Here is a 23,029-nt window from a genome sequence, read left to right as displayed (position 1 = left end):
TATGTTAAGGGTTTGACAGGATGAAACGCTTTACATAGCTTAGCGTCCTATTATTTTTAATTGACGTTATCGTATTATTAACTTATCTTTGCAGAATGTTTAAAATTAAACACGTATTACTATTAAGTTTCACCATTATAGCCCTGACTATTGCGGGTTGCAAAAGCCAGTTTGAAAAGATCAGATTGAGCAATGATGTAGCCAAAAAATATCAGGAGGCCATGAAGCTCTACAACAAGAAGAATTATTCGAAAGCGATTATTCTTTTTGAAGACCTTTCACAGAAATACAGGGGCAGAGCGGAAGCAGAAGACTTGAACTACTACTACGCCTTAACCCTTTACAAACTAAGAGATTACACCACTGCAAGGTATCAGTTTAAATCATTTGCGGATACTTATCCGACCAGTAAATATGCAGAAGAATGCAGATACCTGGGCGCTTACTGTTACTACCTGGAGTCACCAAAATCTTCTTTAGATCAGGCGAATACTAAAGCTGCGATTGACGCTTTACAGCTGTTCATCAACTTTTATCCAAGAAGTGAGCGTGTAGCTGATGCGACAAAATACATTGCAATTTTACGTGGAAAGTTAGAGACGAAAGCTTATGACAATGCCAGATTATATTATGATTTAGGCGGCTATGACATCAGCAATTATAAATCAGCGGTAATTGCATTGAAAAATGCACAGATCGACTTTCCTGATATTAAGTATGCAGAGGAAATGGATTTATTGATTGTAAAGTCTCAATATAACTACGCAAAAAACAGTATTGAAATCCGTCAGGAAGACCGCTATAATGAAGCCATTACTTATGCGAATGAGTTTATCGAATCGCATCCAGAGAGTAAATTAGTTGATGCTGCTAAGTCTTTAAAAGAAGACAGTGAAGCTGGCATTGAGCATGCAAAACGCGTAATTGCTGAATTCCAAAAGAATCAGGAAAAATATAAAGCCATGTTGGCGAAAGAAGCTAAGGCGGATAGTACCAATAATACAATTAAAACCCCCATCAAATAATGAACACGAATAAACCTGCTGTACCGAATACTACGGTTACTAGAAATGTTAATGATTTAGATCAGAAAACTGAGAATATCTATGAGTCTTTAGTAATTATTTCTAAAAGGGCTAATCAGATTTCTAACAACATTAAAGAAGAGTTACACGGTAAATTGGCTGAGTTTGCTTCTTCAAATGACAACCTGGAAGAGATCTTTGAAAACAGGGAACAAATCGAAATCAGTAAGCATTATGAGCGTATGCCTAAGCCTAGCTTAATTGCTATTGATGAGTTTCTTAATGACAAAATTTACTACAGAAACCCTGCTAAAGAGCAGCAATAAGATCAGGCATAGGTATTCCACTGCATTCATGCATTAAAAAACTATGCTAGAAAATAAAAACATTATTCTTGGCGTTTGCGGCAGCATTGCAGCATATAAATCAGCGATACTGGTCCGGTTACTGGTAAAGGCTGGCGCAAACGTTAAAGTTATCCTTACGGCCGATGCGGCGAATTTCATTACTCCGCTCACCCTGGCTACCCTTTCAAAAAATCCTGTATATACGCAATACTTCGATGCCGAAACTGGTGTTTGGAGTAACCATGTTGAGTTAGGCCTATGGGCTGATTTCATGGTGGTTGCCCCTGCAAGTGCGAATACTTTGGCCAAAATGGCTACAGGAATCTGCGACAACCTTTTATCTGCGGTTTATTTATCTGCGAAATGCCCCGTATTTGTTGCTCCGGCAATGGATCTGGACATGTGGAAGCATGAAAGTACACAGCAGAATATCGAAAAGCTGGTTTCTTATGGAAATCAGGTAATTCCTCCTGGTGATGGTGAACTGGCAAGCGGCTTATATGGCGCTGGTCGGATGGCTGAACCAGAAGAGATTCTTGCCTTTCTAAATGAGGCAGCAAAAAAAGGACTTCCTTTATTGGGTAAAAAGGTGCTGGTTACTGCTGGCCCTACTTATGAAGCGATTGATCCGGTTCGTTTTATTGGCAACCACTCTTCCGGAAAAATGGGTTTTGCCATTGCGGATGTGTTTGCATCTTTAGGTGCGGAGGTGACACTGATCACCGGCCCTACTGCCGAAAAAACCAAGAGTACCCTAAAAAGGATCGATGTTGTAAGTGCTGCAGATATGCTAGCTGCTTGCGAAAATGCTTTTTCTCAAACGGATATTATGGTGATGAGTGCTGCAGTAGCAGATTACACTCCGGTTACTGCCGCAGACCAGAAGATTAAAAAGAACAGTGCGGAGTTTAGCCTGGAGCTTAAAAAGACAACAGATATCCTGGCTACCCTCGGACAAGTCAAATCTGCTGATCAAATTTTGGTGGGCTTTGCATTAGAGACGGAGAACGAAGAGGCTTATGCCAAAGCGAAACTCAGCAAGAAAAACCTGGACCTGATTGTCCTCAATTCGCTGAACGACAAGGGTGCTGGATTTAAAGTGCATACCAATAAAATCACTATATTTAATAAAGCAGGTGAAAAAATCGTTTTTGAAACCAAATCGAAGACGGAAGTGGCAAAGGATATTTGCAATGAAATATTAAAACTGGTGCATTAATGAAAAAACGCTCTCTCCTATTCTTTATTGTTTTTCTTTTTAGTCAGGTTGCAGTTCATGCTCAGGAGCTGAATGTACGGGTGACCGTGACTGCTCCTACTGTTCCGAATGTGAATAAGCGGAACGTAGAGATCCTCCAAAATACTATCAGAGACTTTTTAAACAATAATAAGTGGACGAATGAGACTTATCTGCCAAATGAGCGGATAGAAACTAATTTCGTGATTACAGTAACGGCTTGGGATGGCGGTTCCGGCTATAAAGCAGAAGCGCAAATCCAATCGAGCAGACCGGTTTATGGCAGCGCTTACAACAGCACCATTCTCAACATCAGTGACAAAGATTTTGATTTCAATTACAATGAAGGGTCGGCACTTGATTACTCAGACCTGAACTTCATTTCCAACTTAAGTTCTTTACTTGGCTTCTATGCACATACCATTATTGGGCTGGATAAAGATAGTTTTGGTTACCTAGGGGGAACACCGTATTTTATAAAAGCACAAAACACCTTAAATCTGGCACAGGCATCCGGCAACAATGGATGGAAGGCCTCTGATGGTTTAAGAAACCGTTACTGGCTAAACCAGAACCTACTCGACAACAGTTTTGAAGAGCTGAGGGGTTTTATCTTTAACTACCATTTTAATGGCCTGGACAGGCTGCAGCAAGACCAGGACAAGGGGATAAAAAAGATCATTACCTATCTTTCCAGCCTCACAAAAATGGACCGTCAAAAATTAGGATCTATCTTTCCAAACGTCTATTTTTCTACTAAAGCAGAAGAACTGGTCAACGTTCTTTCTCTGGGCAATCCTCAGGAAAGAATCGCTGCTTATCAATTGCTCTCAGAAATTGATCCTGCAAACCTCAACAAATACGAAGGCTTAAAACCTGCTAAACAAGGTATGTAATGCCTCCAGTAAAGGAGGTGGCTATGCGTACAAAAAAAATACCTAACAATCTATATAACAAGAATTTAGGGTAATTTATCATTTTTTTATAAAGATTTATTTTGTTTCTACGAATAGATTCGTACATTTGATTACGAAACAATTCGTACATCAAAAGATATGAGTCAATCTACCCCCCTTAAACCCACCGAAAGCGAATTAGAGATCTTACAGATATTGTGGGAAAAAGGCCAGTGTACCGTTAGAGAAGTACATGAGATATTGGAGAAAAATAAAGAAGCAGGATACACCACTACTTTAAAGCTCATGCAGATCATGGCTGAAAAAGGTCTGGTGATCCGGAATACTTCTTCAAAAACACATATCTACCGGGCATTGGTCAATCAGGAGAAGACACAGCAGCATCTGGTGAGTAAAATGATCGACAATGTTTTTAATGGCTCGGCAGCACGTTTGGTGATGCAGGCCTTAGGAAACCATTCTGCGAGTAAAGATGAAATTGATTCAATTAAAAAATACCTGGACAACCTAAGCGACAAATAACATTATGGAAGCAATTGTAAACCACCTGATCAAAGCAACCGGCTGGAGCATTTTTCACTCCCTATGGCAAGGAGCCATCATTTATGGCCTGTTGTTCCTCATCGTCATCTCCTTTCCAAAGCTGAGCTCCGCAAGGAAACACAACCTTGCTTATACTGCGCTATGCCTGATCTTTGTTTGCTTTTGCATTACCTTTTTTTCCATATTCAAATTACCGCAGGCCAATGGGACTCAGCAGGGTGCAGAACTTCAAATCAGTGCTACTTATTATGAATACCTGAATAACATCCCGCAAAATATCAGCAGTAAGGCAGAACAGGTTTTCCCTTATCTGGTGAGCATTTATGGCGTTGGACTGCTATTTCAGCTATTTGTTCTTTTGGCTGGTTATCAAAAAATGCGGCAGTTAAAAAACTCGGTTCATTTGGCTGTTCCAGCGGCATGGGGCCCCGTATTCGAAGAAATGCGCGGGAAGTTAAACCTGAAACAGTCGATTGGATTTTACCTTTCCGAACACGTGAATGTACCCTTGGTATTGGGTTATTTTAAACCAATTGTTTTGTTTCCAATTTCTCTGGCCACACAATTGGACCTGAATCAGGTGGAAGCCATTTTAATTCATGAGCTTTCTCATATCCGCAGAAATGATTACCTCTTAAATCTTATTAAAACCGGTGTAGAAACCATTTTATTCTTTAATCCTTTCATCTGGCTTAGCGGCAGGTTTATCAATATCGAGAGAGAACATGCCTGTGATGACCTGGTGGTACAGCTTACCGGGACGCCAGTAACTTATGCCCATGCCTTACTAAAGCTGGAAATTCTAAAAGACAAGTCTGCCCCTGCCCTTTCTATGGCGGCGACAGGAAAAAATCAACATTTATATCAACGTATAAAAAGAATTACAGACATGAAAACGAATTATATGAATGCAAAACAGCAGTTCTTTGCCATCACACTGACCATTGTTACCGTAATTTCTTTAGCATGGGTGAAGCCTTCTAAAGCGGAAGCGGTAAGTACGACCACCAGTACTTCTACCCATGAAATGGAAATCGCAGGTGTGGGATTGAAATTCAAAACACAGGAAATTAAAGCTTTAAAAGCTACTCAGGAGAAAAAAAGCTGGCCATCTGACACGACCAAAAAGAAAAAAACGCAGCGTGTGGTGATTAAGCAGAACAGCGATGGCCAGCAAACTTATTATTATCCTGACAGTTCAGGGAACACCATTTATATCTCAGATAGTGCCACCAGGGCAAGTCTAGCCTTCTTATCCTCTCCAGAGTGGAAGAAACAACAGGCAGAAATTATGCTCAATGCAGAAGAAATCAAAAAGCGCTTTAGTACTGTAGCTTGGAAGAAACAGCAGCTTAATATTCAAAAAAATGCAGAGAATTTCAGAAAACAGTTTGATTCTCCTGCTTGGAAAAAACAGCAGCAAGCCCTTATTGCCAATGCAGAGGCGATGAAAAAGAAATTTGATTCACCTCAATGGAAGCAACAACAGGAAGACATGCTGAAAACATCGGAAGAACTGAGAAAGCACTTTGATTCCCCAGAATGGAAGCAGCAGCAAGAAGATATCGCTAAAAATGCGCAGGAGATGGCTAAAAAATTCGACACGCCAGAATGGAAAAAACAGCAGGAAGAAATCGGTAAGCAAGCCGAAAAAGCTGCTGCATATTATAATTCCCCTGAATTTAAGAAAAAAGTAGCCGCAGAAAGAGCCTTCCAAAGTTCTGCAGAATACAAAGAGCTCCGCAAAAAATATGAAAAAGAAGTGGAAGCTTTAAAGAAGAAAAAAGAAGCTGAATCGAACAAAACCTGGTAATTCGGCATACCTAGGCCAAACCATAGATTTAAAGGCAGAAGATTTTCTTCTGCCTTTATTATATGAAAGAAACCACTGTCATTGCTTAAGATTTCTTATTTTAGCGTCGTAATATGCTACAGAAACTTTCGATCCGTAACTACGCTTTAATAGACAGTGTTGAGTTAAAACTCGACAAAGGTTTAAACATCATCACTGGGGAAACTGGTGCTGGTAAATCCATTATGCTGGGCGCACTGTCCCTCATTTTAGGCCAGCGTGCAGAAACCAAGTATTTCTTTAATCAGGAGAAAAAATGTATCATAGAAGGTCAATTTCTGCTGACTGACGATACCTTGCACTCTTTATTTGAAGAGAACGACATTGATTTTTATGCCGAAACTATTTTAAGGAGAGAGATTTCTACCGATGGTAAATCCAGGGCTTTCATCAATGATACGCCAGTTACGCTGGGGGTGATGAAACAAGTTGGGGAGAAATTGATAGACATTCACTCGCAGCACGCGACTTTAGAAATCAATGATCCGGGTTTTCAATTGTCGGTGGTAGATACTTTAGCAGATCATCAATCGCTATTGGCACAATATCGCAAAGGGTACAAGCAATATAAAAAGCATTTACAGCATCTTGCCGCCTTACAAACCGCAGCTGATGAAGCGAAAAGCAGACAGGATTATGAGCAGTTTCTGTTCAACGAACTTGAAAATGCCAACCTGAAAGCTGATGAGCAAAGTTTGATGGAAATAGAGTTACAAACGCTCAATAATGCGGAGAGTATCAAAAGAAGTTTGGTTAATGCCTATAGCTTACTTTCTGACCAGGAAGTATCGGCGTTGCCGGTTTTAAAAGAAGTCATTGTTCAGATTCAGGCGATAGAACGTTTTAACCCTGATTATGCCCTGCTGAATGAACGCCTTCGTTCCGCATTGATTGAATTGAAAGACATTGCTGCAGAAACTCTAAATCTCGAAGAAAGTACCGTTTTTAATCCTTCGAGAATCGAAGAGATCAATAATAGGCTTGATGTGATTTATACTTTAGAACAGAAACATAAGGTCAATAGTATTGAAGAGCTGATGGGTATTCATCAGAAGCTTTCCGATAATTTGAATAATTTATTGAGCAGCGATGAAGAGATTGATCGCTTAAACCAGGAGATTGCCCAATTGAAAGAAGAATTGGAGCAAATGGCAGCGACTTTATCCGCTGATCGTGGTCAATCTATAATTGCGACTGAGAATCAGGTAGCCGCGGTATTGAAATTGGTAGGGATGCCAAATGCAAAAATCAAAATTGTAAAGACACCATTAGAGGAGTTGAATAAAGATGGGAAAGACAATGTGGTGCTGTTGTTTTCTGCAAATAGCGGTCAGCCGCCAGCTCCGGTAGGAAAAGTGGCTTCGGGTGGAGAGCTTTCGAGATTGATGTTGGCCTTGAAATCGATCATGGCTAAACATACCGCATTACCTACTTTGATTTTCGATGAAATTGATACGGGTATCTCAGGTGAAACCGCTTTACGCGTAGGTGATGTGATTGGGGATCTGGAGAAAAATATGCAGGTGATGTGTATTACCCATTTACCGCAAATCGCAGCTAAAGGCGAGGCACATTATTTTGTTTACAAGAATGAGAAAGGCGTGCGCCCTACTACAGGAATCCGCAGACTGGCACCGGAAGAGCGCATTCATGTCATCGCAGAGATGCTGAGCGGCAAAGATCCGGGTCTTCCTGCCATCGCCAATGCAAAGGAACTTCTGGGGTATTAAATTCCGGGAAATTATTTGATTTTTCTTTCTAGTTTATAACGCTTTAACTACATTAGTCTATGACGAAATGGTTACGCTTTTGTAGTTTATTCCTATTGATAGGGCTGAATAGTTACGGCCAAAACAGTTTTAACATCTCTGGAATTATCCGGGATAAAGAAGGGAAACCTATTCCCGGTGCCGGCGTTTATCTGAGTAGTTATAAAATGGCTACAGTTACGAATAATGAGGGAGAATTTGTACTCCCAGGTTTGAATGCTGGAAACTACGATGTGTTAATTGAGATGATGGGCTACCTTCCGCTCAGTAAAAATGTAGTCATCTCCAATAAGTCTGCGAAAATTGCGGTGATCTTGTTGGAAAACACGATTCAACTCCGGGAGGTCGTGATTAAAGCGGATCCGAACCGGGATCGCTACATCAAGATATTCCTGCAGCAATTTATAGGAATGACCCCAAACTCCGCACAATGCAAGTTATTAAATCCTCAGGTACTTCAAACAGATTATAATAAAGCAGAAAACGTACTGACAGTTACTGCCAATGAGTTTCTGATTATTGAAAACAAATCGTTGGGTTACCGCATTAAATACCTGCTGAATAACTTTGAGCGCGACTTTAAACGCAATATTGTTTATTATTCCGGCTTTCCTACTTATGAAGATCTACCTGGATCAAAAAATCAAAGGAAAAACTGGGCCAATAAAAGAGAGGTTGCCTATTTAGGTTCTTCTCAGCATTTTTTCCGTTCCTTATATCGGAATAGCACTGCTGCAGATGGTTTTATCCTTCATAAACTGGCCAGGGTACCTAATAAAAACCGTTATCCTGATAGCCTGATTGAAGCAAAGCTGAGACAGCTTTTCAAACCTGGAAACCCAATCAGCAGATTAGACCTTGTTTTTGCTAAACCCGGGAACTCTCCATTAAATGATTCTATTGCTTACTGGCGTAAACAGCAAGCTGTACCAAAGAAAATAGAAATACTAAACCGGGCAGAAATCCTGACGGACACCTTGGTAAAAACAATAAATAACGATTTGAAAACGATTAATTTCAGTGATGAGCTTTATGTCATCTATACCAATGAAAGGGAAACCAAGGAGTATACTGAAACTTCGAACCATGCGATCAGTCGTCCATTAGACGTCCCAAACTATCAAATATCTACTATTCTTTTACTTCAGCCACCTATTAAATTTTATATGGACGGCGGCATGTACAATGCACAATCCTCACTTTTCAGTGGTTTCTGGGCTTATGAAAAGATGGCAGATACCGTACCCAGAAATTACATCTCTACTACAGAATCCAAATAGCAATTGGTAATTACTAATTTTATTAGTAATTTTAACTAATGAAATTAGAGGAAGAAGCGGCTGAAAGCTATTTTAAGGGAAGAGGTGCGCAACTGAACCCTCACAACAGGTTTGCAAAGGATAGTTATGTCAAAGATCATCAGGAAGGAATAGACGATTGGGAGGAAACAGACCATAAGACTACTTTTATCTTTGGTCAGAGTAAGTCTATTGTGAACAAAGTGGAGAGCCCTGATGTTGGGATGGCTTATTCATTGAATCCTTATCAAGGATGTGAGCATGGCTGTACTTATTGCTATGCGCGCAATGCACATGAATATTGGGGATTTAGTGCTGGACTCGATTTCGAGCGCAAGATTGTGGTGAAGAAAGATGCGCCGATGCTGTTTAAAAAGTTTTTGGAGCGCAAAGGCTGGGATGCTGCTGTGATTTCTCTTTCTGGCAATACAGTTTGTTATCAACCGGCAGAACGACAATTTAAAATTACCAGACAGTTATTGGAAATCGCATTGGAATACCGGCAGCCGATCGGGATGATTACGAAAAACTCCCTCATTCTTCGAGATATGGATATTTTATCGGAGATGGCAAAGTTAAACCTCTGCATGGTTTATGTATCTATCAACAGCTTAAATGAGCAGTTACGACAAAAGATGGAGCCCAGAACGACTACGGCTAAGCAAAGGTTAAAAGTAGTGGAAGAGCTGAGTAAAGCGGGCATTCCTATGGGTGTTATGGTTGCCCCACTCGTTCCAGGATTGAGCGATCATGAGATTCCAACGATATTAAAAACGATTGCGAATGCTGGTGCGCGTTCGGCAGGTTATACGGTGGTTAGACTGAATGGAGCTATTGGCGGTATTTTTGAGGACTGGCTTCGTAAAAATTACCCGGATAGATTTGAAAAAGTATGGCACCTGATCCAATCTTGTCACAGCGGTAATGTGAACGATAGCAGATTTGGGGAAAGAATGCGGGGAGATGGCCATATTGCCAAGCTGATCAATGACAATTTTAAGCTTCATTGTCGACTGAATCATTTAAACGAAGTGCATTTTAAACTGGATTCCGGTTTATTTAAAGTTCCCGGAGCCCAGTTTAGTTTATTTTAACCTAGATTTTATTTTAAGCAAGGAAATTATCAACTTCACGGTAAGCCTGGATCACGCGCAGTTCTCCTTCTTTACCAGGTCTGGAGTTGCCATGTTCCATGCCCATGACTCCTTTATAACCTTTTGCATGAATGTGTTTAAATAAATTTTTGTAATTGATCTCACCGGTAGTTGGTTCTTTCCTACCTGGATTGTCTCCAATCTGGATGTAAGCAATTTCATCCCAGCAGCGATCCATATTCACGATCAGGTTACCTTCTGTTTTCTGCATGTGGTAAATGTCGTAAAGGATTTTGCAGGAAGGGCTGTTAACGGCTTTACACACGTTAAAAGTTTCGTGTGTTTGCTGCAGGAACAATTCCGGGGTGTCACTTAAGGTTTCCAGTACCATAATTAATCCATGTGGTTCAAAGATCTCTGCTCCTGCCCTCATCGCATCTACTACATTGGCCATTTGATTTCCATAAGGCAGTCTGCGTTCATAAAAACCGGGAACTACTGTCAGCCATTTGGCATTACAGCGTTTTGCTGCTTCCACAGAACGCTTACAGGTATCTATAAATTTATCTTTAAATTCCTTTTTTCCGGTAGTCAGGGAAGTTTTCCAATTGTCGCCGCCATCCACTACAAACACACCCATGGTCATTCCCAATTTGGCCAATAGCTCACCAATTTTGGTTTGGTCCTCTAAAGATCTTCCAAGGTAACCGTTATCTTCTATGGACCTGAATCCCTGATCGTGCATAAAACGAATCTGGTCCAGAAAACTCTTACCTGCATTATTGGCAAACATTCCTTCATGCGGTGCATAATCCAGGTTAAACGTTTTCCCTGCTGCTCCATTAGAAGAACCTGGTGCAGCAGTGCCTGCCACTGCGTTTACAGCTGATCCGGTCAGTAATGCACCTGTAGCTATAGCCGTGTTTCTTAAAAATTCTATTCTGTTCATGATTAGTATTTTAATAAGGTATTGAATAGTTATTTAATTAAAATCATTTTTCTGAAGCCATTGGTCAGGGTATCGGCTACACTGCCATCTTTACGATGGTAAATCAGGTAGGCTTCCATTCCTTTCTGACTGGCTACAAAAGCCAGGGCTTCTTCTACGCTCATGGCCATGACGGCATTGTCATATCCATCTGCAGTAATTGCATCTTTCGCGAAAATAGTGGCACTGATCAAATGATTGTCCAAGGGATAACCTGTTTTAGGATTGATCAGGTGGGCAATTTTTCCTTTCCCCCGCTGCAGGTATTTTCTGTAATTACCGGAAGTGGTGATTGCTCCAGTGCTGAAACTGAGTACATGTCTGATTTCCGGCTCATCGATACTAGATGCTGCTGGTCCTTCAATCCCTATTCTCATCACAGATCCATCAGGTTTTGGTCCTTCCACCCTCAGTTCCCCACCAATTTCGACGATGAAAGAGCGGATTCCCTTTTTTAAAAGGTAGTCTGCTACCACATCCACACTGTATCCCTGAGCGATGCCGTTCAGGTCTATGGTAATGGACCGCTTTTTCTTTTTCAAGTAATTTCCTTTTAGGCTCAGGTTATCCATGCCTACATTTTGCAATAGCAGCTTGATCTGGGCAGAATCCGGAAAAATAGTCACTGGTTTTGGGCCAAAGCCCCAGGCTTGCACCAATGGTGCGACAGTCACATCAAATTTTCCATTTGTTTTCTGGTAAACTTCAAATGATTTACGCATTACCTCAGCAAAATGATCATCTATGCGCATGCCCATCTTACTCCTGTTGAATTGGCTAATCTGGGAATATGGCTTATAGAGCGACATAGAAGAGTCGATCTTGATTAAAATGCTGTCAATTGAAGCTTTTGAGACGATGCTGTCAGTCGCGAAATATTTAACGGAATAATCTGTTCCCTGAGCATAGCCATGAATACTATACTGCTGCTGATCTGCTTTCTTGGTAAAAAGCGAAATCAGCAGCGGTAATAATAGTAAAGCCGATTTATGGATTCCTGCCACCAGCAGTTCCGACTTAAATTATTTTAGATTTCCCCGGAGTTGGGATTGGGTATAGCCCATTTGCATCCGGCATTAGTTTTGGATTTGCAGTCCAGCTCAATTCATCAGGCATCAAACTATTGTTCGCCTGTAAAGCTTCATCCCATTTAATGGTTTGTCCTGAATAGGTTGCATATCTACCGATGATGGCTGTGAAACAGCTTTTCGCACCACGTTCTGCATCGGCAAACTTATAGTCCCCTTTTGCGATTGCTGCAAATAACTCATCATGTTCTGTCTGGTAAGGGTTTGCATTTCCTTTTGTTGGGTGGCTAAATAATTCTTTTCCTTTCAGGTCCCAAATTACGCCATTGTTTCCTGCCGATAAATAAGTACGGCCTTTTGTTCCCTGGAATGTTTCATCCACACGGTTGGCAATACCCTCAAAATGGCGGCATTGACTATAGATTACTGCACCATCGGCATAGGTTAATTCTACCGCATGGTTGTCATAGATCTCTCCATAATCTTTGCCTGTTCTCCATGCACGGCTGCCCGTTCCCTGAACGGAAACCGGATACGCGTTTTTCACCCAGTTGGCAATATCTATATTGTGTACGTGCTGTTCTACGATATGGTCTCCGCATAACCAGTTGAAGTAATACCAGTTTCTCATTTGGTATTCCATTTCTGTTTGCTGTGGCTGACGTTTTTTTACCCAAACACCACCGCTATTCCAATATACCTGTCCACTCATTACTTCCCCTATTGCACCATCCTGAATACGTTTTAAGGTTTCTCTATAATTCGCCTGGTACCTGCGTTGCAGTCCTACGACTACATTTAATTTCTTCTTTTTTGCTAATTCTGCTGCTGCAAGGACTTTACGAACACCTGGCGCATCTACTGCTACTGGTTTTTCCATAAATACATGTTTTCCTTGTTTCACTGCTTCCTCAAAATGGGTAGGTCTGAATCCTGGAGGCGTAACTAATAATACCACGTCTGCCAGAGCGATTGCTTTCTGGTAACCATCGAAACCAACAAACCTGCGTTCTGCCGGTACATCAACTTTCTCTTTAAATTTCTCAGAGAGTACTTTATAACTATTGTCCATGCGATCCTGAAAAGCATCAGCCATGGCCACTAATTTAATATTTTGTTTTGTGCTTAATGCCTGAAAAGCGGCACCAGTTCCGCGATCACCACAGCCAATTAATGCAATTTTAATGGTATCATCGGTAGAGGAATGACCACCTGCAAAGGCGAATTGGTTGAGCATAACGCCCCCTGCCACCAAGGCGGATGTTTTTAAAAAGTCACGGCGCTTGTCGCGTAAATCTTCGTTGTTCATAATTTGGTTTGGTTTTTATTTGGTTGTTAGTATGTGAGTTCTTTTTTAAAAATCAGAGATCACCGGCTTATTGTAATAGGCTTCGATTTCAGCTTTTGAGGGTGGTGTAACAGGTCTAACCAGACGCATTCCTATAAAAGGTGCTTCAGGAAACCACCAGTTACTTTTTGGAATCTGCGGATCCAATTGTTTCCATACCGGATCTGAGGCCAGTCTGGCAGCGGAACGTAATTCTTTTGCACCATCATCATAGGATCCACCACGAATCACATGTGCATAAAGCTGATCTGGTACTGCTACCGGATTTTTACTATTTGCTCCTTTTACGCTGGCATAGAAATCCGGGCGATACTGGTCGTAAGTCCATTCTCCGACATTACCATACATATCGTACAGCCCCCATTGGTTGGGTTTCTTTTTTCCTACTTCATGGGTTTTGCCGCCGCTATTTTCTTTATACCAGGCATATTCTCCGATTTTGGAAGGTTCATTGCCGAAAGCGTAGTCGGTTGTACTTCCTGCTCTGCTGGCATATTCCCATTCTGCTTCTGTTGGCAGGCGATAAAATACTCCTGTTCTAGCGTAAAGCCATTTACAATACTGGATGGCATTGTAATTTGTCATGGCTAACGCAGGGTGGTTTTCTTTTCCCATTCCAAAAGTCATGTCCAGATAAGGTTTAGTTGGACGGGTTACGGCATCTACATTTGCCGGAACGGCAGCAGTGCTGTGGGTAGTTTCATAATCCTTATATAAGAAAGGTTCATAAATATCCCAGGTTACTTCATAAGTACTCATCCAGAAAGGGTCGATGGTTACTGTATGCTGGGGCATTTCATCAGCTTTTCCTTTTTTGCTGCCCATCAGGAATTCTCCTCCCGGGATGGCCCGCATTTCAAAGTTTAATTTTGTGCCATCAATCTGCTGTTGATAAGGTTGATGTTTCTCCTGAGCGGAGGCAGAAAAAGCAGCTACCAATAGCGGAACTGCTAATAATTTGTTCAGTTTCATTTATACGATTTTGATACAATTGATATTTTAACCTAACCTATTCCTTCCCTAAAATAGAAGCATTTACTTAGAAAAAAAAATCTGAGCCCGCTTTAATTAAGAAAATGTGTGAAATACACACTAAGTTCCGAACAATTACTGCTCAAGAGGGTGTTTATACGTCTTTTTTAGAAAGTGTTTTTTTTACAATAAGAAATTAATACCTTGTAAGATGAACCCCTAAACCAAACAAAAATGAAAACAAACGATCGTAGAAAATTTCTTAAGGATCTAGGCTTATTGTCTGCAGCTGCGGGTCTGACTTCCGTTATCCCTTTGGATACTTTCGCTTTTGAAAAGAAAGAGTTTTTCCAGATATCATTGGCAGAGTGGTCCTTTCATAGGGCGCTATTTGCAGGAAAGCTGACCAATATGGATTTCCCCTTAAAAGCTAAAAAAGAGTTCGGGATTAATATCGTGGAATATGTGAGTCCTTTCTTCAATAAAAAAGAGACAGATAAAGCCTATTTAAAGGAACTTAAAGACCGTACAGACAGTGAAGGCATTCAAAACCACCTGATCATGATTGATGGTGAAGGTAATTTGGGTGATTCAGACGATAAGGCGAGATTAACAGCAGTTGAAAACCATTATAAATGGATTGATGCCGCGAAATATCTAGGTTGTAAAACCATTCGTGTAAATGCAGCAGGTAAAGGCACAGCCGATGAGGTGAAGACTGCGGCAATTGATGGTTTAGGAAAGTTAAGTGAGTATGGAAAGAAACAGAAGATCAATGTGATTGTAGAGAATCATGGCGGTTATTCATCTGATGGAAAATGGTTATCTGCGGTCATGAAGGGCGTGAACAACTCCTACTGTGGTACCCTGCCTGACCTTGGCAATTTCAGGATCAGCGCAGATAAGGAGTACGACAAATACCTGGGCGTGCAGGAGCTGATGCCTTATGCGAAAGGGGTAAGTGCAAAAACACATGACTTCCTTCCTAATGGAGAAGAGAAAGATATCGATTATACCAGGATGTTTGAAATCATCAAAGCCGCCAAATGGTCTGGAATTGTTGGAATAGAATATGAAGGCAGTGTACTGTCGGAAGATGAAGGAGTTAGAAAAACTAAAGAGCTATTAGAAAAAGTAAGACTTAAGTTCTAAACAACAGGCCTGATTGCTCCTATTTGATCTTAAAAAAAGCGGCTGTTTCCTTTTGAGCAGCCGCTTTTGGTAAACCAGATAATTTACACTAGTTTTTTATATTTAAGACGGTGTGGTGTTACATCACCTAGTCTTTTCTTACGGTTTTCTTCGTAATCGCTATAGTTACCTTCGAAGAAGTAAACCTGAGAATCACCTTCAAAAGCAAGAATGTGTGTACAGATACGGTCTAAGAACCAACGATCGTGACTAATCACAACTGCACAACCGCCAAAATTCTCTAATGCTTCTTCCAATGCTCTCAAGGTATTTACGTCAATATCATTGGTTGGCTCATCCAGTAACAATACGTTGGCACCTTTTTTCAACGTGATGGCCAAGTGAACCCTGTTACGCTCTCCACCGGAAAGTACGCCTACTTTTTTCTGCTGATCGCCACCATTAAAGTTGAATTTAGACACATAAGCTCTACCGCTTACGGCTTTATTACCCAACTGAATGTTATCTAAACCATCAGTGATGTTTTCATATACGGTTTTATCCGGATCCAAGTCGTTGTGCATTTGATCCACATAACCTAAGGCTACGGTTTCCCCTACACGGAAAGTTCCGGTATCTGGTGTTTCCTGCTGTGTGATCAACCGGAACAATGTGGTTTTACCTGCACCATTGGGTCCGATAATTCCAACAATACCTGCTGGAGGAAGAGAGAAGCTTAAGTTTTCGAACAACAGCTTATCGCCATAGGCTTTAGTAATGTTATTCGCTTCAATCACTACGTTACCCAATCTTGGTCCCGCAGGGATAAACAGCTCCAATTTGTCTTCTCTTTCTTTAGAATCTTCAGAAGCTAATTTATCATAGTTTGATAAACGCGCTTTAGATTTGGCATGTCTGGCTTTTGGTGCCATACGTACCCATTCCAATTCACGTTCCAGTGTTTTCTGACGTTTGCTTTCTGTTTTCTCTTCCTGAGCCAGGCGTTTTGCTTTCTGCTCTAACCAAGAAGAATAATTTCCTTTCCAAGGAATACCTTCACCTCTATCCAGTTCCAGGATCCATCCTGCCACATTATCCAGGAAGTACCTATCGTGGGTTACTGCAATTACGGTTCCTTTGTAGTCTTTTAAGAATTGCTCTAACCAATCGATACTTTCCGCATCCAAGTGATTCGTAGGCTCATCCAATAGCAATACATCAGGTTCTTGAAGTAACAAACGGCACATTGCTACACGACGGCGTTCACCTCCAGACAATACCCCGATTTTAGCATCTGGATCTGGGCAGCGCAATGCATCCATTGCACGTTCCAATTTATTGTCTAATTCCCAAGCATTACAAGCATCTATTTTATCTTGTAACTCTCCTTGTTTGGTCATCAGTTTATCCATTGCATCAGCATCTTCATAAACCTCAGGTAATCCAAACTGTTCGTTGATCGATTCGTATTCTTTCAGGATGGCAGTTATTTCTGCTACTCCTTCTTCTACTACTTCTCTAACGGTTTTATTTTCATCCAGGATGGGTTCCTGCGCCAGGTAACCAACGGTATATCCGGCAGAGAAAACAACTTCTCCCTGGAATGATTTGTCCAAACCGGCGATAATTTTCAAAAGAGAGGACTTACCAGATCCGTTCAAACCGATGACACCAATTTTGGCACCGTAAAAGAAGGAAAGGTAAATGTTCTTTAGAACTTGCTTTTGGGGTGGATAAATCTTATTTACCCCCGCCATTGAAAATATTATTTTTTCGTCTGACATAGTTACTTATTATATTTCATGCCTATAAAAGGCGGTTACTTTAATGATTGAATATGGTAATGAAAAACCTCAGCTAGGTGCTGTTTAGCTGGGCTCAATGCCTGCAAAGATAAGGATGTATCGCCCATTAAAAAATTTGTTTAGCAGATATACATTCGATTCCTATCCGCGCAACGGAGATATTAATACATCTAGATATCTATACACCTCGTTTAATTGAGTAATTCACTGAGGCAAAGTACAATAGCTTAGCTTCATTTGAGGAAGACCTGAGACAAAATTAAGTTTACAAACATTTGATTCTTAAAACACGGCCATGATATAAATCCAAAATTTCGTATATTTATGCTGACATATTTGCTTGTGGATTAGGGAAAGTAACCAATTAAGTCAGTAATTGGTAAGATTCATGAAATATCGGCAGTTCCAACATCCGTTTCCTTCCCAATGGCGTAATTGTTGATAAAATAAAAGAATCGGGGGCTGCCTGATTATAAAACAAATTTTATAGTTTAGAGCATTCCCGATTTAGAAAGGTATATATGGAAGCTAAATTTTCTCCACAAGTAAAAGACGTGATATCTTTTAGCAGGGAAGAAGCCCTGAGATTAGGTCACGATTACATAGGCGCAGAACATCTTTTGTTGGGCCTTATTCGCGAAGGCGATGGTATGGCCATAAAGATATTAAAATCGCTGGGTGTAGACACTTCGAAGCTGCGTCGCTCAATAGAGGACTCGGTAAGAGGTACGTCCAGTGTGACGGTCAATCTGGGAAATATCCCATTGACTAAGCAAGCCGAAAAAGTTTTAAAGATCACGTATCTGGAGGCTAAAATCTTCAAGAGCGATCTGATTGGAACAGAACATCTGTTGTTGTCCATCTTACGTGACGATGATAATATTGCTTCTCAAATCTTATTGCAGTACAGCATCAATTACGAAATTTTCAAACAGGAAGTTGAAGTGAATAAAAATGGCTTCAGAGATGAGACTCAAAATAGCGCATCAACTGGTGGTGATGATGATTATCGTGAGGAGGAAAGCTTCAGCAGTCCTAAAAAGGTTTCTGACATTAAATCTAAGACTCCGGTATTAGATAATTTCGGAAGAGATTTAACAAAAGCAGCGGAGGAAAACCGTCTGGACCCTATCGTAGGTCGTGAAAAGGAAATTGAGCGTGTATCACAAATCTTATCGCGTCGTAAAAAGAACAATCCAATTTTAATTGGTGAGCCGGGAGTAGGTAAATCTGCGATAGCAGAAGGTCTTGCTTTACGTATTGTTCAGCGTAAAGTGTCTAGAGTATTGTTCAACAAACGCGTGGTGACTTTGGATCTTGCCTCTTTGGTGGCGGGAACTAAATACCGTGGTCAGTTTGAAGAGCGTATGAAAGCGGTGATGAATGAACTGGAAAAATCTACAGATGTGATCCTGTTTATTGACGAGATCCATACGATTGTTGGTGCCGGTGGTGCTTCAGGTTCATTAGATGCTTCTAATATGTTCAAACCTGCTTTGGCAAGGGGCGAAATTCAATGTATTGGTGCGACTACTTTAGATGAGTATCGTCAGTATATTGAGAAAGATGGTGCTTTAGACCGTCGTTTCCAAAAGGTAATGATTGAACCTGCAACACCAGATGAGACCATTGAGATCCTGAATCGTATTAAAGAAAAATATGAGGATCACCATGGGGTAACTTATACGGATGAAGCGATAAATGCTTGTGTGGCCTTGACCTCAAGGTACATCACAGACAGGTTCTTACCTGATAAAGCGATTGATGCTTTAGATGAAGCTGGATCAAGGGTACATTTAACGAACATTCACGTTCCTGAAAACATCATTGAGATTGAAAACAAGATTGAAGAAATCAAGCTTGAAAAGAATAAAGTTGTAAAAAGCCAGAAATACGAAGAGGCTGCTAAATTAAGAGATACTGAAAAGAATCTTTTAGAGGAGCTGGATCGTGCGAAAGCAGAATGGGAAGCGGATACTAAAACCAAGCGTTATACCGTAACAGAAGATAACGTCGCAGAGGTAGTTTCTATGATGACAGGTATTCCGTTACAGCGTGTTGGACAGACAGACAGTGCTAAGCTGTTGAATATGTACGATACTGTGGCTACGAAAATTATCGGTCAGGATGAAGCGATTAAAAAGTTAACCAAGGCAATTCAACGTACCAGAGCAGGATTGAAAGATCCGAAGAAACCAATTGGTTCCTTCATCTTCTTAGGCCCTACCGGTGTTGGTAAGACTGAATTGGCAAAAGAACTTGCGCGTTTCATGTTCGACAGTGATGATTCGCTGATTCAAATCGACATGAGTGAGTACATGGAGAAATTTGCGGTATCCCGTTTAGTGGGTGCGCCTCCGGGATATGTAGGTTATGAAGAAGGTGGACAGCTGACTGAAAAAGTACGTCGTAAACCTTATGCAGTGATTCTATTGGATGAGATTGAAAAGGCGCATCCGGATGTATTTAATATCTTATTACAGGTATTGGATGAGGGTCAGCTGACTGACAGTCTTGGTCGCAAAGTAGATTTTAGAAATACGATCATCATTATGACTTCAAATATTGGCGCACGTCAGTTGAAAGATTTCGGACAAGGTGTTGGTTTCTCTACTACGGCCAAAACAAACCAGGTAGATGCGCATTCAAGAGGTGTAATTGAAAACGCGTTAAAACGTGCTTTCGCTCCTGAATTCCTGAATCGTGTGGATGATGTGGTTGTTTTCAATACTTTAGGTAAAGCTGAAATCTTCAAGATCATCGATATTGAGTTGAAATCATTGTTCGGTCGTGTTCATAACTTGGGTTATGAGGTGAAATTAACCGAAAGAGCGAAAGACTTCATCGCTGATAAAGGTTTCGACATCAACTTTGGTGCAAGACCATTAAAACGTGCCATTCAGAAATATCTGGAAGATCCTATTGCGGAAGAAATCTTAAAAGGTGAAATCAATGACGGCGATACGCTTGAAATTGACTACAACAAAGAAGATGATCTGATTGTGGTAGAAAATAAAAGCCCAGGTAAGAAAAAGAAAAAAGAAGAAGGCAGTATTGAATAATACTTTGTTTAGGCAATTATAAATGATGAGCCCCCTGCTGTTAAAAGTAGGGGGCTTATTTTTTTATAGGTTTTTACATGATGATGAGCCGATTAATTTGGTGAATCGGCTCCTAGTCTGCATTGCTATGCTTTGCTAAAGAAATTACGGAAGTACATCAACTGATAAACTATGGCATTTTTCCAATAGTCGAAGTTGTGTGCACCGGGTCTGACGATATAATCGTGCGGAATGTTATGGTAAGTTAAATCTTTATGCAGTTTATTATTAACACCCAGGAAGAAATCATCCTGTCCACAGTCGATGATTAAAGCCAGTTGATTTGGAACCAGCATGTGGGTCATATTTACAATGCTATTCTGTTTCCAGCGTTCCCGGTATTCGGCATAGCTGCCCAATCTTTTGGCAATGTCCCATTTAAGGGGAAAAGGGCTTAGGTCTACACCTCCACTCATGCTTCCCGCAGCACCAAATACATCCTGATGTTTAAACGCAAGGTATAATGCACCATGACCACCCATACTCAAACCGGTAATGGCGCGAGCTTTCCGATCCTTTATGGTTTTATACTTGGCATCGATCTGTCCGGGTAACTCCAGACTCACATAAGTCTCATATCTCCATTTAGGATCTATCGGGCTATCAAAATACCAGCTTGCATAATTTCCGTCGGGACAAACCAGGATCATTTGAAACTCGTCTGCATACTTTTTAATCGCTGGTACATAATTTACCCAGGCATTATAGGTATCATCATAACCATGTAACAAGTAAACACTGGGGTAACTCTTTTGCTGATCGTAACCCTCTGGCAGAACAACTACGGCTTTAATGTTCTTTTTCATTGCAGTGCTATAGGTCTGCAGCGTATCTACCTTTGCAGCTTTCGCAGCAATCGGACTGAGCAGGGATAATAACCCTGCAATAAAAAAGTATTTTTTCATCTATTTGATTAAACTAATGCATTGGCTGCACCAACCAGTGCCGCATCCTCCCACATTTCACTTTGTCTGATTGCTACAGTTTTATCTTTGATTTTGGCTTTTAGCAGGTCGATAAAATGATCCCAAGTCTTTGCGATATTACCCCCGATTACGACCACTTGTGGTTGTTCATGTGCGATAAAATCATTCAGAAAGATACTGAGATTGTCCGAAAATTCTTCAAATATTTCATTTTTCAGCGCTTGATCAGCTACTTCCAGCAGGACTTCTACGTTTTTAACTTCTTCCCCGGTGAGTGCTTTATATTTTTTCAGAAACCAGCGTGTAGAAATATACTCTTCAGCGATGCTATCTTTAAATGGACGGAAAGCCCAGTTCATGTCACGGGTGATCCCGCTGCCATTACTGGTAGAACCCAATCCAGTACCTAAAGTGATCCCGATTGCTCTTTCCTTATCTGCCGCTGCTCCTGAGGCTAGTTCACCTCTTAAAAAAGCTTCTGCATCATTGATGAACACGATATCAGCGGCTGGAATATCCAGGCGCTGCGCCAGGATTTCTTTTACATTCACTCCGTATAGTGCATCATATTTTTCCTGGTTCTGCATCATGGAGATCCCTTTTTCATAATCAAAAGGTCCTGGCATAGCAATACCAATTTTAGTGCTTTCCCCGTTATCGCGGACAATCAATGAAGAAAGGACATTCAGCCAGGATTGAATGATCACTTCTAAAGTATCCATAGCCGCAACTCTTTCCCTTTTCAGGGTATTTTCAATTACCTTAAAAGTTGTGGCATCAACATGGGCAGCAGTAATGTGCGAACCTCCTATATCCACACCTATATAAGGCAGTTTTATTGAATTTGAATTCATTGTACTCGTTCTCTATTTTTTAAAATCTCAGCAAATTAAATAATTACTTTTAGATTATCTAATTGTTATTAAATAGTTTTAGCAGTAATTCAAAACGAGATAATTGATTTTGCTGGCTGCTCATTTTCAATTCGAAGAATTGGCGACTGCATTTCAGTCCATTGCCACATTTATTCATTAACATTGTCTCTGCGTATCCTTTAGCGGTGATTCTGGAATGGTCTATTCCACGGTCAATAAGGTATTGTGCCGCAGCATTTGCCCTTCTTTGCGATAACCATTGGTTGTATTGGTCTGCTCCCCTACTGTCGGTATGGGACCCAAGTTCAATCGAAATTCCTAGATTCTCTTTTAGGATAGCCAGCAGTTTATCGAGCTCTTTTGCTGCATCTGGTCTGATGGTCGACTTGTCAAAATCATAATAGATGTTTTTCAGCACATAGGTTTTACCGTTTTCGAATTTATCCTTATCCAGGAAGGCTTGTATGGTTAAAGTATCAGATTTAGTCAATCCTTTAGTGCTTACACTTTTTTCCAGGGTAACCACATAAGTAATGGCTTCACCAGATTTCAGCTGTGCCGGTGTTTTAGTCACAATGGTTTCTGCCGGTGAGGTTACTACTGGTGGAATGCCCCTACTTCTTTATAGGCGTTATACCCTAATTATCAGTAACAATACACAAAATTTTATCATTTTTCTCATTTGGACACAATCTCTAATTATAGATTAAACAAAAATTATCTAAATTATACAATAAGCTGTTATATACAAAAGTTTACAGATTCTTAGTTAG

General features: G+C 40.7%; 19 protein-coding genes. 11 read left to right on the top strand and 8 right to left on the bottom strand.

The window, feature by feature from the left end:
• The first annotated feature begins 95 nt into the window (after window positions 1-95).
• From H9X96_RS16990 to H9X96_RS16950, 9 genes are all read left to right on the top strand, one after another.
• On the top strand, window positions 96-1,025 hold the full coding sequence (locus tag H9X96_RS16990; RefSeq protein WP_187667429.1) for an outer membrane protein assembly factor BamD: 930 nt from the start codon (window positions 96-98) through the stop codon (window positions 1,023-1,025).
• Window positions 1,025-1,351, top strand: coding sequence for a DNA-directed RNA polymerase subunit omega (locus tag H9X96_RS16985; protein WP_062550173.1), 327 nt, complete (start codon window positions 1,025-1,027; stop codon window positions 1,349-1,351). The genes H9X96_RS16990 and H9X96_RS16985 overlap by 1 nt, the downstream gene beginning before the upstream one ends.
• Before the next feature lie 43 nt (window positions 1,352-1,394).
• Complete coding sequence (gene coaBC / locus H9X96_RS16980) at window positions 1,395-2,591, top strand: bifunctional phosphopantothenoylcysteine decarboxylase/phosphopantothenate--cysteine ligase CoaBC (protein WP_187667428.1); 1,197 nt, start codon at window positions 1,395-1,397, stop codon at window positions 2,589-2,591.
• Window positions 2,591-3,505, top strand: coding sequence for a DUF4835 family protein (locus H9X96_RS16975; protein ID WP_187667427.1), 915 nt, complete (start codon window positions 2,591-2,593; stop codon window positions 3,503-3,505). The genes coaBC and H9X96_RS16975 overlap by 1 nt, the downstream gene beginning before the upstream one ends.
• A 159-nt stretch (window positions 3,506-3,664) precedes the next feature.
• Window positions 3,665-4,048, top strand: coding sequence for a BlaI/MecI/CopY family transcriptional regulator (locus tag H9X96_RS16970; protein ID WP_187667426.1), 384 nt, complete (start codon window positions 3,665-3,667; stop codon window positions 4,046-4,048).
• Between the two features lie 4 nt (window positions 4,049-4,052).
• The gene (locus H9X96_RS16965) at window positions 4,053-5,882 is read left to right on the top strand and encodes a M56 family metallopeptidase (RefSeq protein WP_187667425.1); all 1,830 of its coding nucleotides are present in this window, start codon (window positions 4,053-4,055) and stop codon (window positions 5,880-5,882) included.
• Window positions 5,883-5,995: 113 nt separating this feature from the next.
• Window positions 5,996-7,651 (top strand): DNA repair protein RecN, encoded by a 1,656-nt coding sequence (gene recN, locus H9X96_RS16960; RefSeq protein WP_187667424.1) that lies wholly within the window; start codon window positions 5,996-5,998, stop codon window positions 7,649-7,651.
• Window positions 7,652-7,710: 59 nt separating this feature from the next.
• On the top strand, window positions 7,711-8,970 hold the full coding sequence (locus H9X96_RS16955; RefSeq protein WP_187667423.1) for a carboxypeptidase-like regulatory domain-containing protein: 1,260 nt from the start codon (window positions 7,711-7,713) through the stop codon (window positions 8,968-8,970).
• A 38-nt stretch (window positions 8,971-9,008) separates the two neighbouring features.
• On the top strand, window positions 9,009-10,082 hold the full coding sequence (locus H9X96_RS16950; protein ID WP_187667422.1) for a PA0069 family radical SAM protein: 1,074 nt from the start codon (window positions 9,009-9,011) through the stop codon (window positions 10,080-10,082).
• Window positions 10,083-10,095: 13 nt separating this feature from the next.
• Here H9X96_RS16950 and H9X96_RS16945 read toward each other — a convergent pair whose 3' ends face one another.
• Genes H9X96_RS16945 through H9X96_RS16930 form a run of 4 tightly spaced genes read right to left on the bottom strand, consistent with a single transcriptional unit; the run spans window position 10,096 to window position 14,418 of the window.
• Window positions 10,096-11,031, bottom strand: coding sequence for a hydroxypyruvate isomerase family protein (locus H9X96_RS16945; RefSeq protein WP_187667421.1), 936 nt, complete (start codon window positions 11,029-11,031; stop codon window positions 10,096-10,098).
• 29 nt (window positions 11,032-11,060) lie between these two features.
• Window positions 11,061-12,074 (bottom strand): FAD:protein FMN transferase, encoded by a 1,014-nt coding sequence (locus H9X96_RS16940; RefSeq protein ID WP_370576752.1) that lies wholly within the window; start codon window positions 12,072-12,074, stop codon window positions 11,061-11,063.
• Between the two features lie 13 nt (window positions 12,075-12,087).
• Window positions 12,088-13,407, bottom strand: coding sequence for a Gfo/Idh/MocA family protein (locus H9X96_RS16935; protein ID WP_187667420.1), 1,320 nt, complete (start codon window positions 13,405-13,407; stop codon window positions 12,088-12,090).
• A gap of 45 nt (window positions 13,408-13,452) precedes the next feature.
• A complete protein-coding gene (locus H9X96_RS16930) occupies window positions 13,453-14,418 on the bottom strand; it encodes an SUMF1/EgtB/PvdO family nonheme iron enzyme (protein WP_187667419.1) in 966 nt (321 codons plus the stop codon).
• Window positions 14,419-14,652: 234 nt separating this feature from the next.
• On the opposite strand from H9X96_RS16930, the gene H9X96_RS16925 reads away from it, so the two are divergent.
• On the top strand, window positions 14,653-15,570 hold the full coding sequence (locus tag H9X96_RS16925) for a sugar phosphate isomerase/epimerase (protein WP_187667418.1): 918 nt from the start codon (window positions 14,653-14,655) through the stop codon (window positions 15,568-15,570).
• 83 nt (window positions 15,571-15,653) lie between these two features.
• Here the strand turns inward: H9X96_RS16925 and ettA are convergent, their stop codons facing one another.
• Window positions 15,654-17,333 carry an energy-dependent translational throttle protein EttA gene (gene ettA, locus H9X96_RS16920; RefSeq protein WP_187667417.1) on the bottom strand — a complete coding sequence of 560 codons (1,680 nt, stop codon included), beginning with the start codon at window positions 17,331-17,333 and terminating at the stop codon, window positions 15,654-15,656.
• Window positions 17,334-17,875: 542 nt separating this feature from the next.
• Here ettA and H9X96_RS16915 point away from each other — a divergent pair.
• Window positions 17,876-20,416 carry an ATP-dependent Clp protease ATP-binding subunit gene (locus H9X96_RS16915; RefSeq protein WP_187667416.1) on the top strand — a complete coding sequence of 847 codons (2,541 nt, stop codon included), beginning with the start codon at window positions 17,876-17,878 and terminating at the stop codon, window positions 20,414-20,416.
• Window positions 20,417-20,541: 125 nt separating this feature from the next.
• Here the strand turns inward: H9X96_RS16915 and H9X96_RS16910 are convergent, their stop codons facing one another.
• From H9X96_RS16910 to H9X96_RS16900, 3 genes are read right to left on the bottom strand one after another with little or no spacing between them, the layout of a single operon-like run.
• The gene (locus tag H9X96_RS16910; protein ID WP_187667415.1) at window positions 20,542-21,360 is read right to left on the bottom strand and encodes an alpha/beta hydrolase family protein; all 819 of its coding nucleotides are present in this window, start codon (window positions 21,358-21,360) and stop codon (window positions 20,542-20,544) included.
• 8 nt (window positions 21,361-21,368) lie between these two features.
• Window positions 21,369-22,235: an ROK family protein gene (locus H9X96_RS16905; RefSeq protein ID WP_187667414.1), complete on the bottom strand. Its 867-nt coding sequence runs from the start codon at window positions 22,233-22,235 to the stop codon at window positions 21,369-21,371.
• A gap of 58 nt (window positions 22,236-22,293) precedes the next feature.
• Window positions 22,294-22,830, bottom strand: a complete 537-nt coding sequence (locus H9X96_RS16900) for an OmpA family protein (RefSeq protein ID WP_370576751.1) — start codon at window positions 22,828-22,830, stop codon at window positions 22,294-22,296.
• Window positions 22,831-23,029: the final 199 nt, after the last annotated feature.

The sequence above is a fragment of the Pedobacter sp. N36a genome (genome assembly GCF_014472395.1).
Taxonomy (GTDB): Bacteria; Bacteroidota; Bacteroidia; order Sphingobacteriales; family Sphingobacteriaceae; genus Pedobacter.
This window is presented reverse-complemented; position numbering and strand designations above follow the sequence as displayed.

Excerpts from the sequence above, each read along its gene's own strand:
- H9X96_RS16925 (WP_187667418.1), top strand. The coding sequence starts at position 14,653 with ATGAAAACAAACGATCGTAGAAAATTTCTTAAGGATCTAGGCTTATTG.
- H9X96_RS16990 (WP_187667429.1), top strand. The coding sequence starts at position 96 with ATGTTTAAAATTAAACACGTATTACTATTAAGTTTCACCATTATAGCC.
- H9X96_RS16985 (WP_062550173.1), top strand. The coding sequence starts at position 1,025 with ATGAACACGAATAAACCTGCTGTACCGAATACTACGGTTACTAGAAAT.
- H9X96_RS16975 (WP_187667427.1), top strand. The coding sequence starts at position 2,591 with ATGAAAAAACGCTCTCTCCTATTCTTTATTGTTTTTCTTTTTAGTCAG.
- H9X96_RS16955 (WP_187667423.1), top strand. The coding sequence starts at position 7,711 with ATGACGAAATGGTTACGCTTTTGTAGTTTATTCCTATTGATAGGGCTG.
- H9X96_RS16905 (WP_187667414.1), bottom strand. The coding sequence starts at position 22,235 with ATGAATTCAAATTCAATAAAACTGCCTTATATAGGTGTGGATATAGGA.
- H9X96_RS16935 (WP_187667420.1), bottom strand. The coding sequence starts at position 13,407 with ATGAACAACGAAGATTTACGCGACAAGCGCCGTGACTTTTTAAAAACA.
- H9X96_RS16970 (WP_187667426.1), top strand. The coding sequence starts at position 3,665 with ATGAGTCAATCTACCCCCCTTAAACCCACCGAAAGCGAATTAGAGATC.
- H9X96_RS16965 (WP_187667425.1), top strand. The coding sequence starts at position 4,053 with ATGGAAGCAATTGTAAACCACCTGATCAAAGCAACCGGCTGGAGCATT.
- recN (WP_187667424.1), top strand. The coding sequence starts at position 5,996 with ATGCTACAGAAACTTTCGATCCGTAACTACGCTTTAATAGACAGTGTT.
- H9X96_RS16945 (WP_187667421.1), bottom strand. The coding sequence starts at position 11,031 with ATGAACAGAATAGAATTTTTAAGAAACACGGCTATAGCTACAGGTGCA.
- ettA (WP_187667417.1), bottom strand. The coding sequence starts at position 17,333 with ATGTCAGACGAAAAAATAATATTTTCAATGGCGGGGGTAAATAAGATT.
- H9X96_RS16910 (WP_187667415.1), bottom strand. The coding sequence starts at position 21,360 with ATGAAAAAATACTTTTTTATTGCAGGGTTATTATCCCTGCTCAGTCCG.
- H9X96_RS16930 (WP_187667419.1), bottom strand. The coding sequence starts at position 14,418 with ATGAAACTGAACAAATTATTAGCAGTTCCGCTATTGGTAGCTGCTTTT.
- coaBC (WP_187667428.1), top strand. The coding sequence starts at position 1,395 with ATGCTAGAAAATAAAAACATTATTCTTGGCGTTTGCGGCAGCATTGCA.
- H9X96_RS16950 (WP_187667422.1), top strand. The coding sequence starts at position 9,009 with ATGAAATTAGAGGAAGAAGCGGCTGAAAGCTATTTTAAGGGAAGAGGT.
- H9X96_RS16915 (WP_187667416.1), top strand. The coding sequence starts at position 17,876 with ATGGAAGCTAAATTTTCTCCACAAGTAAAAGACGTGATATCTTTTAGC.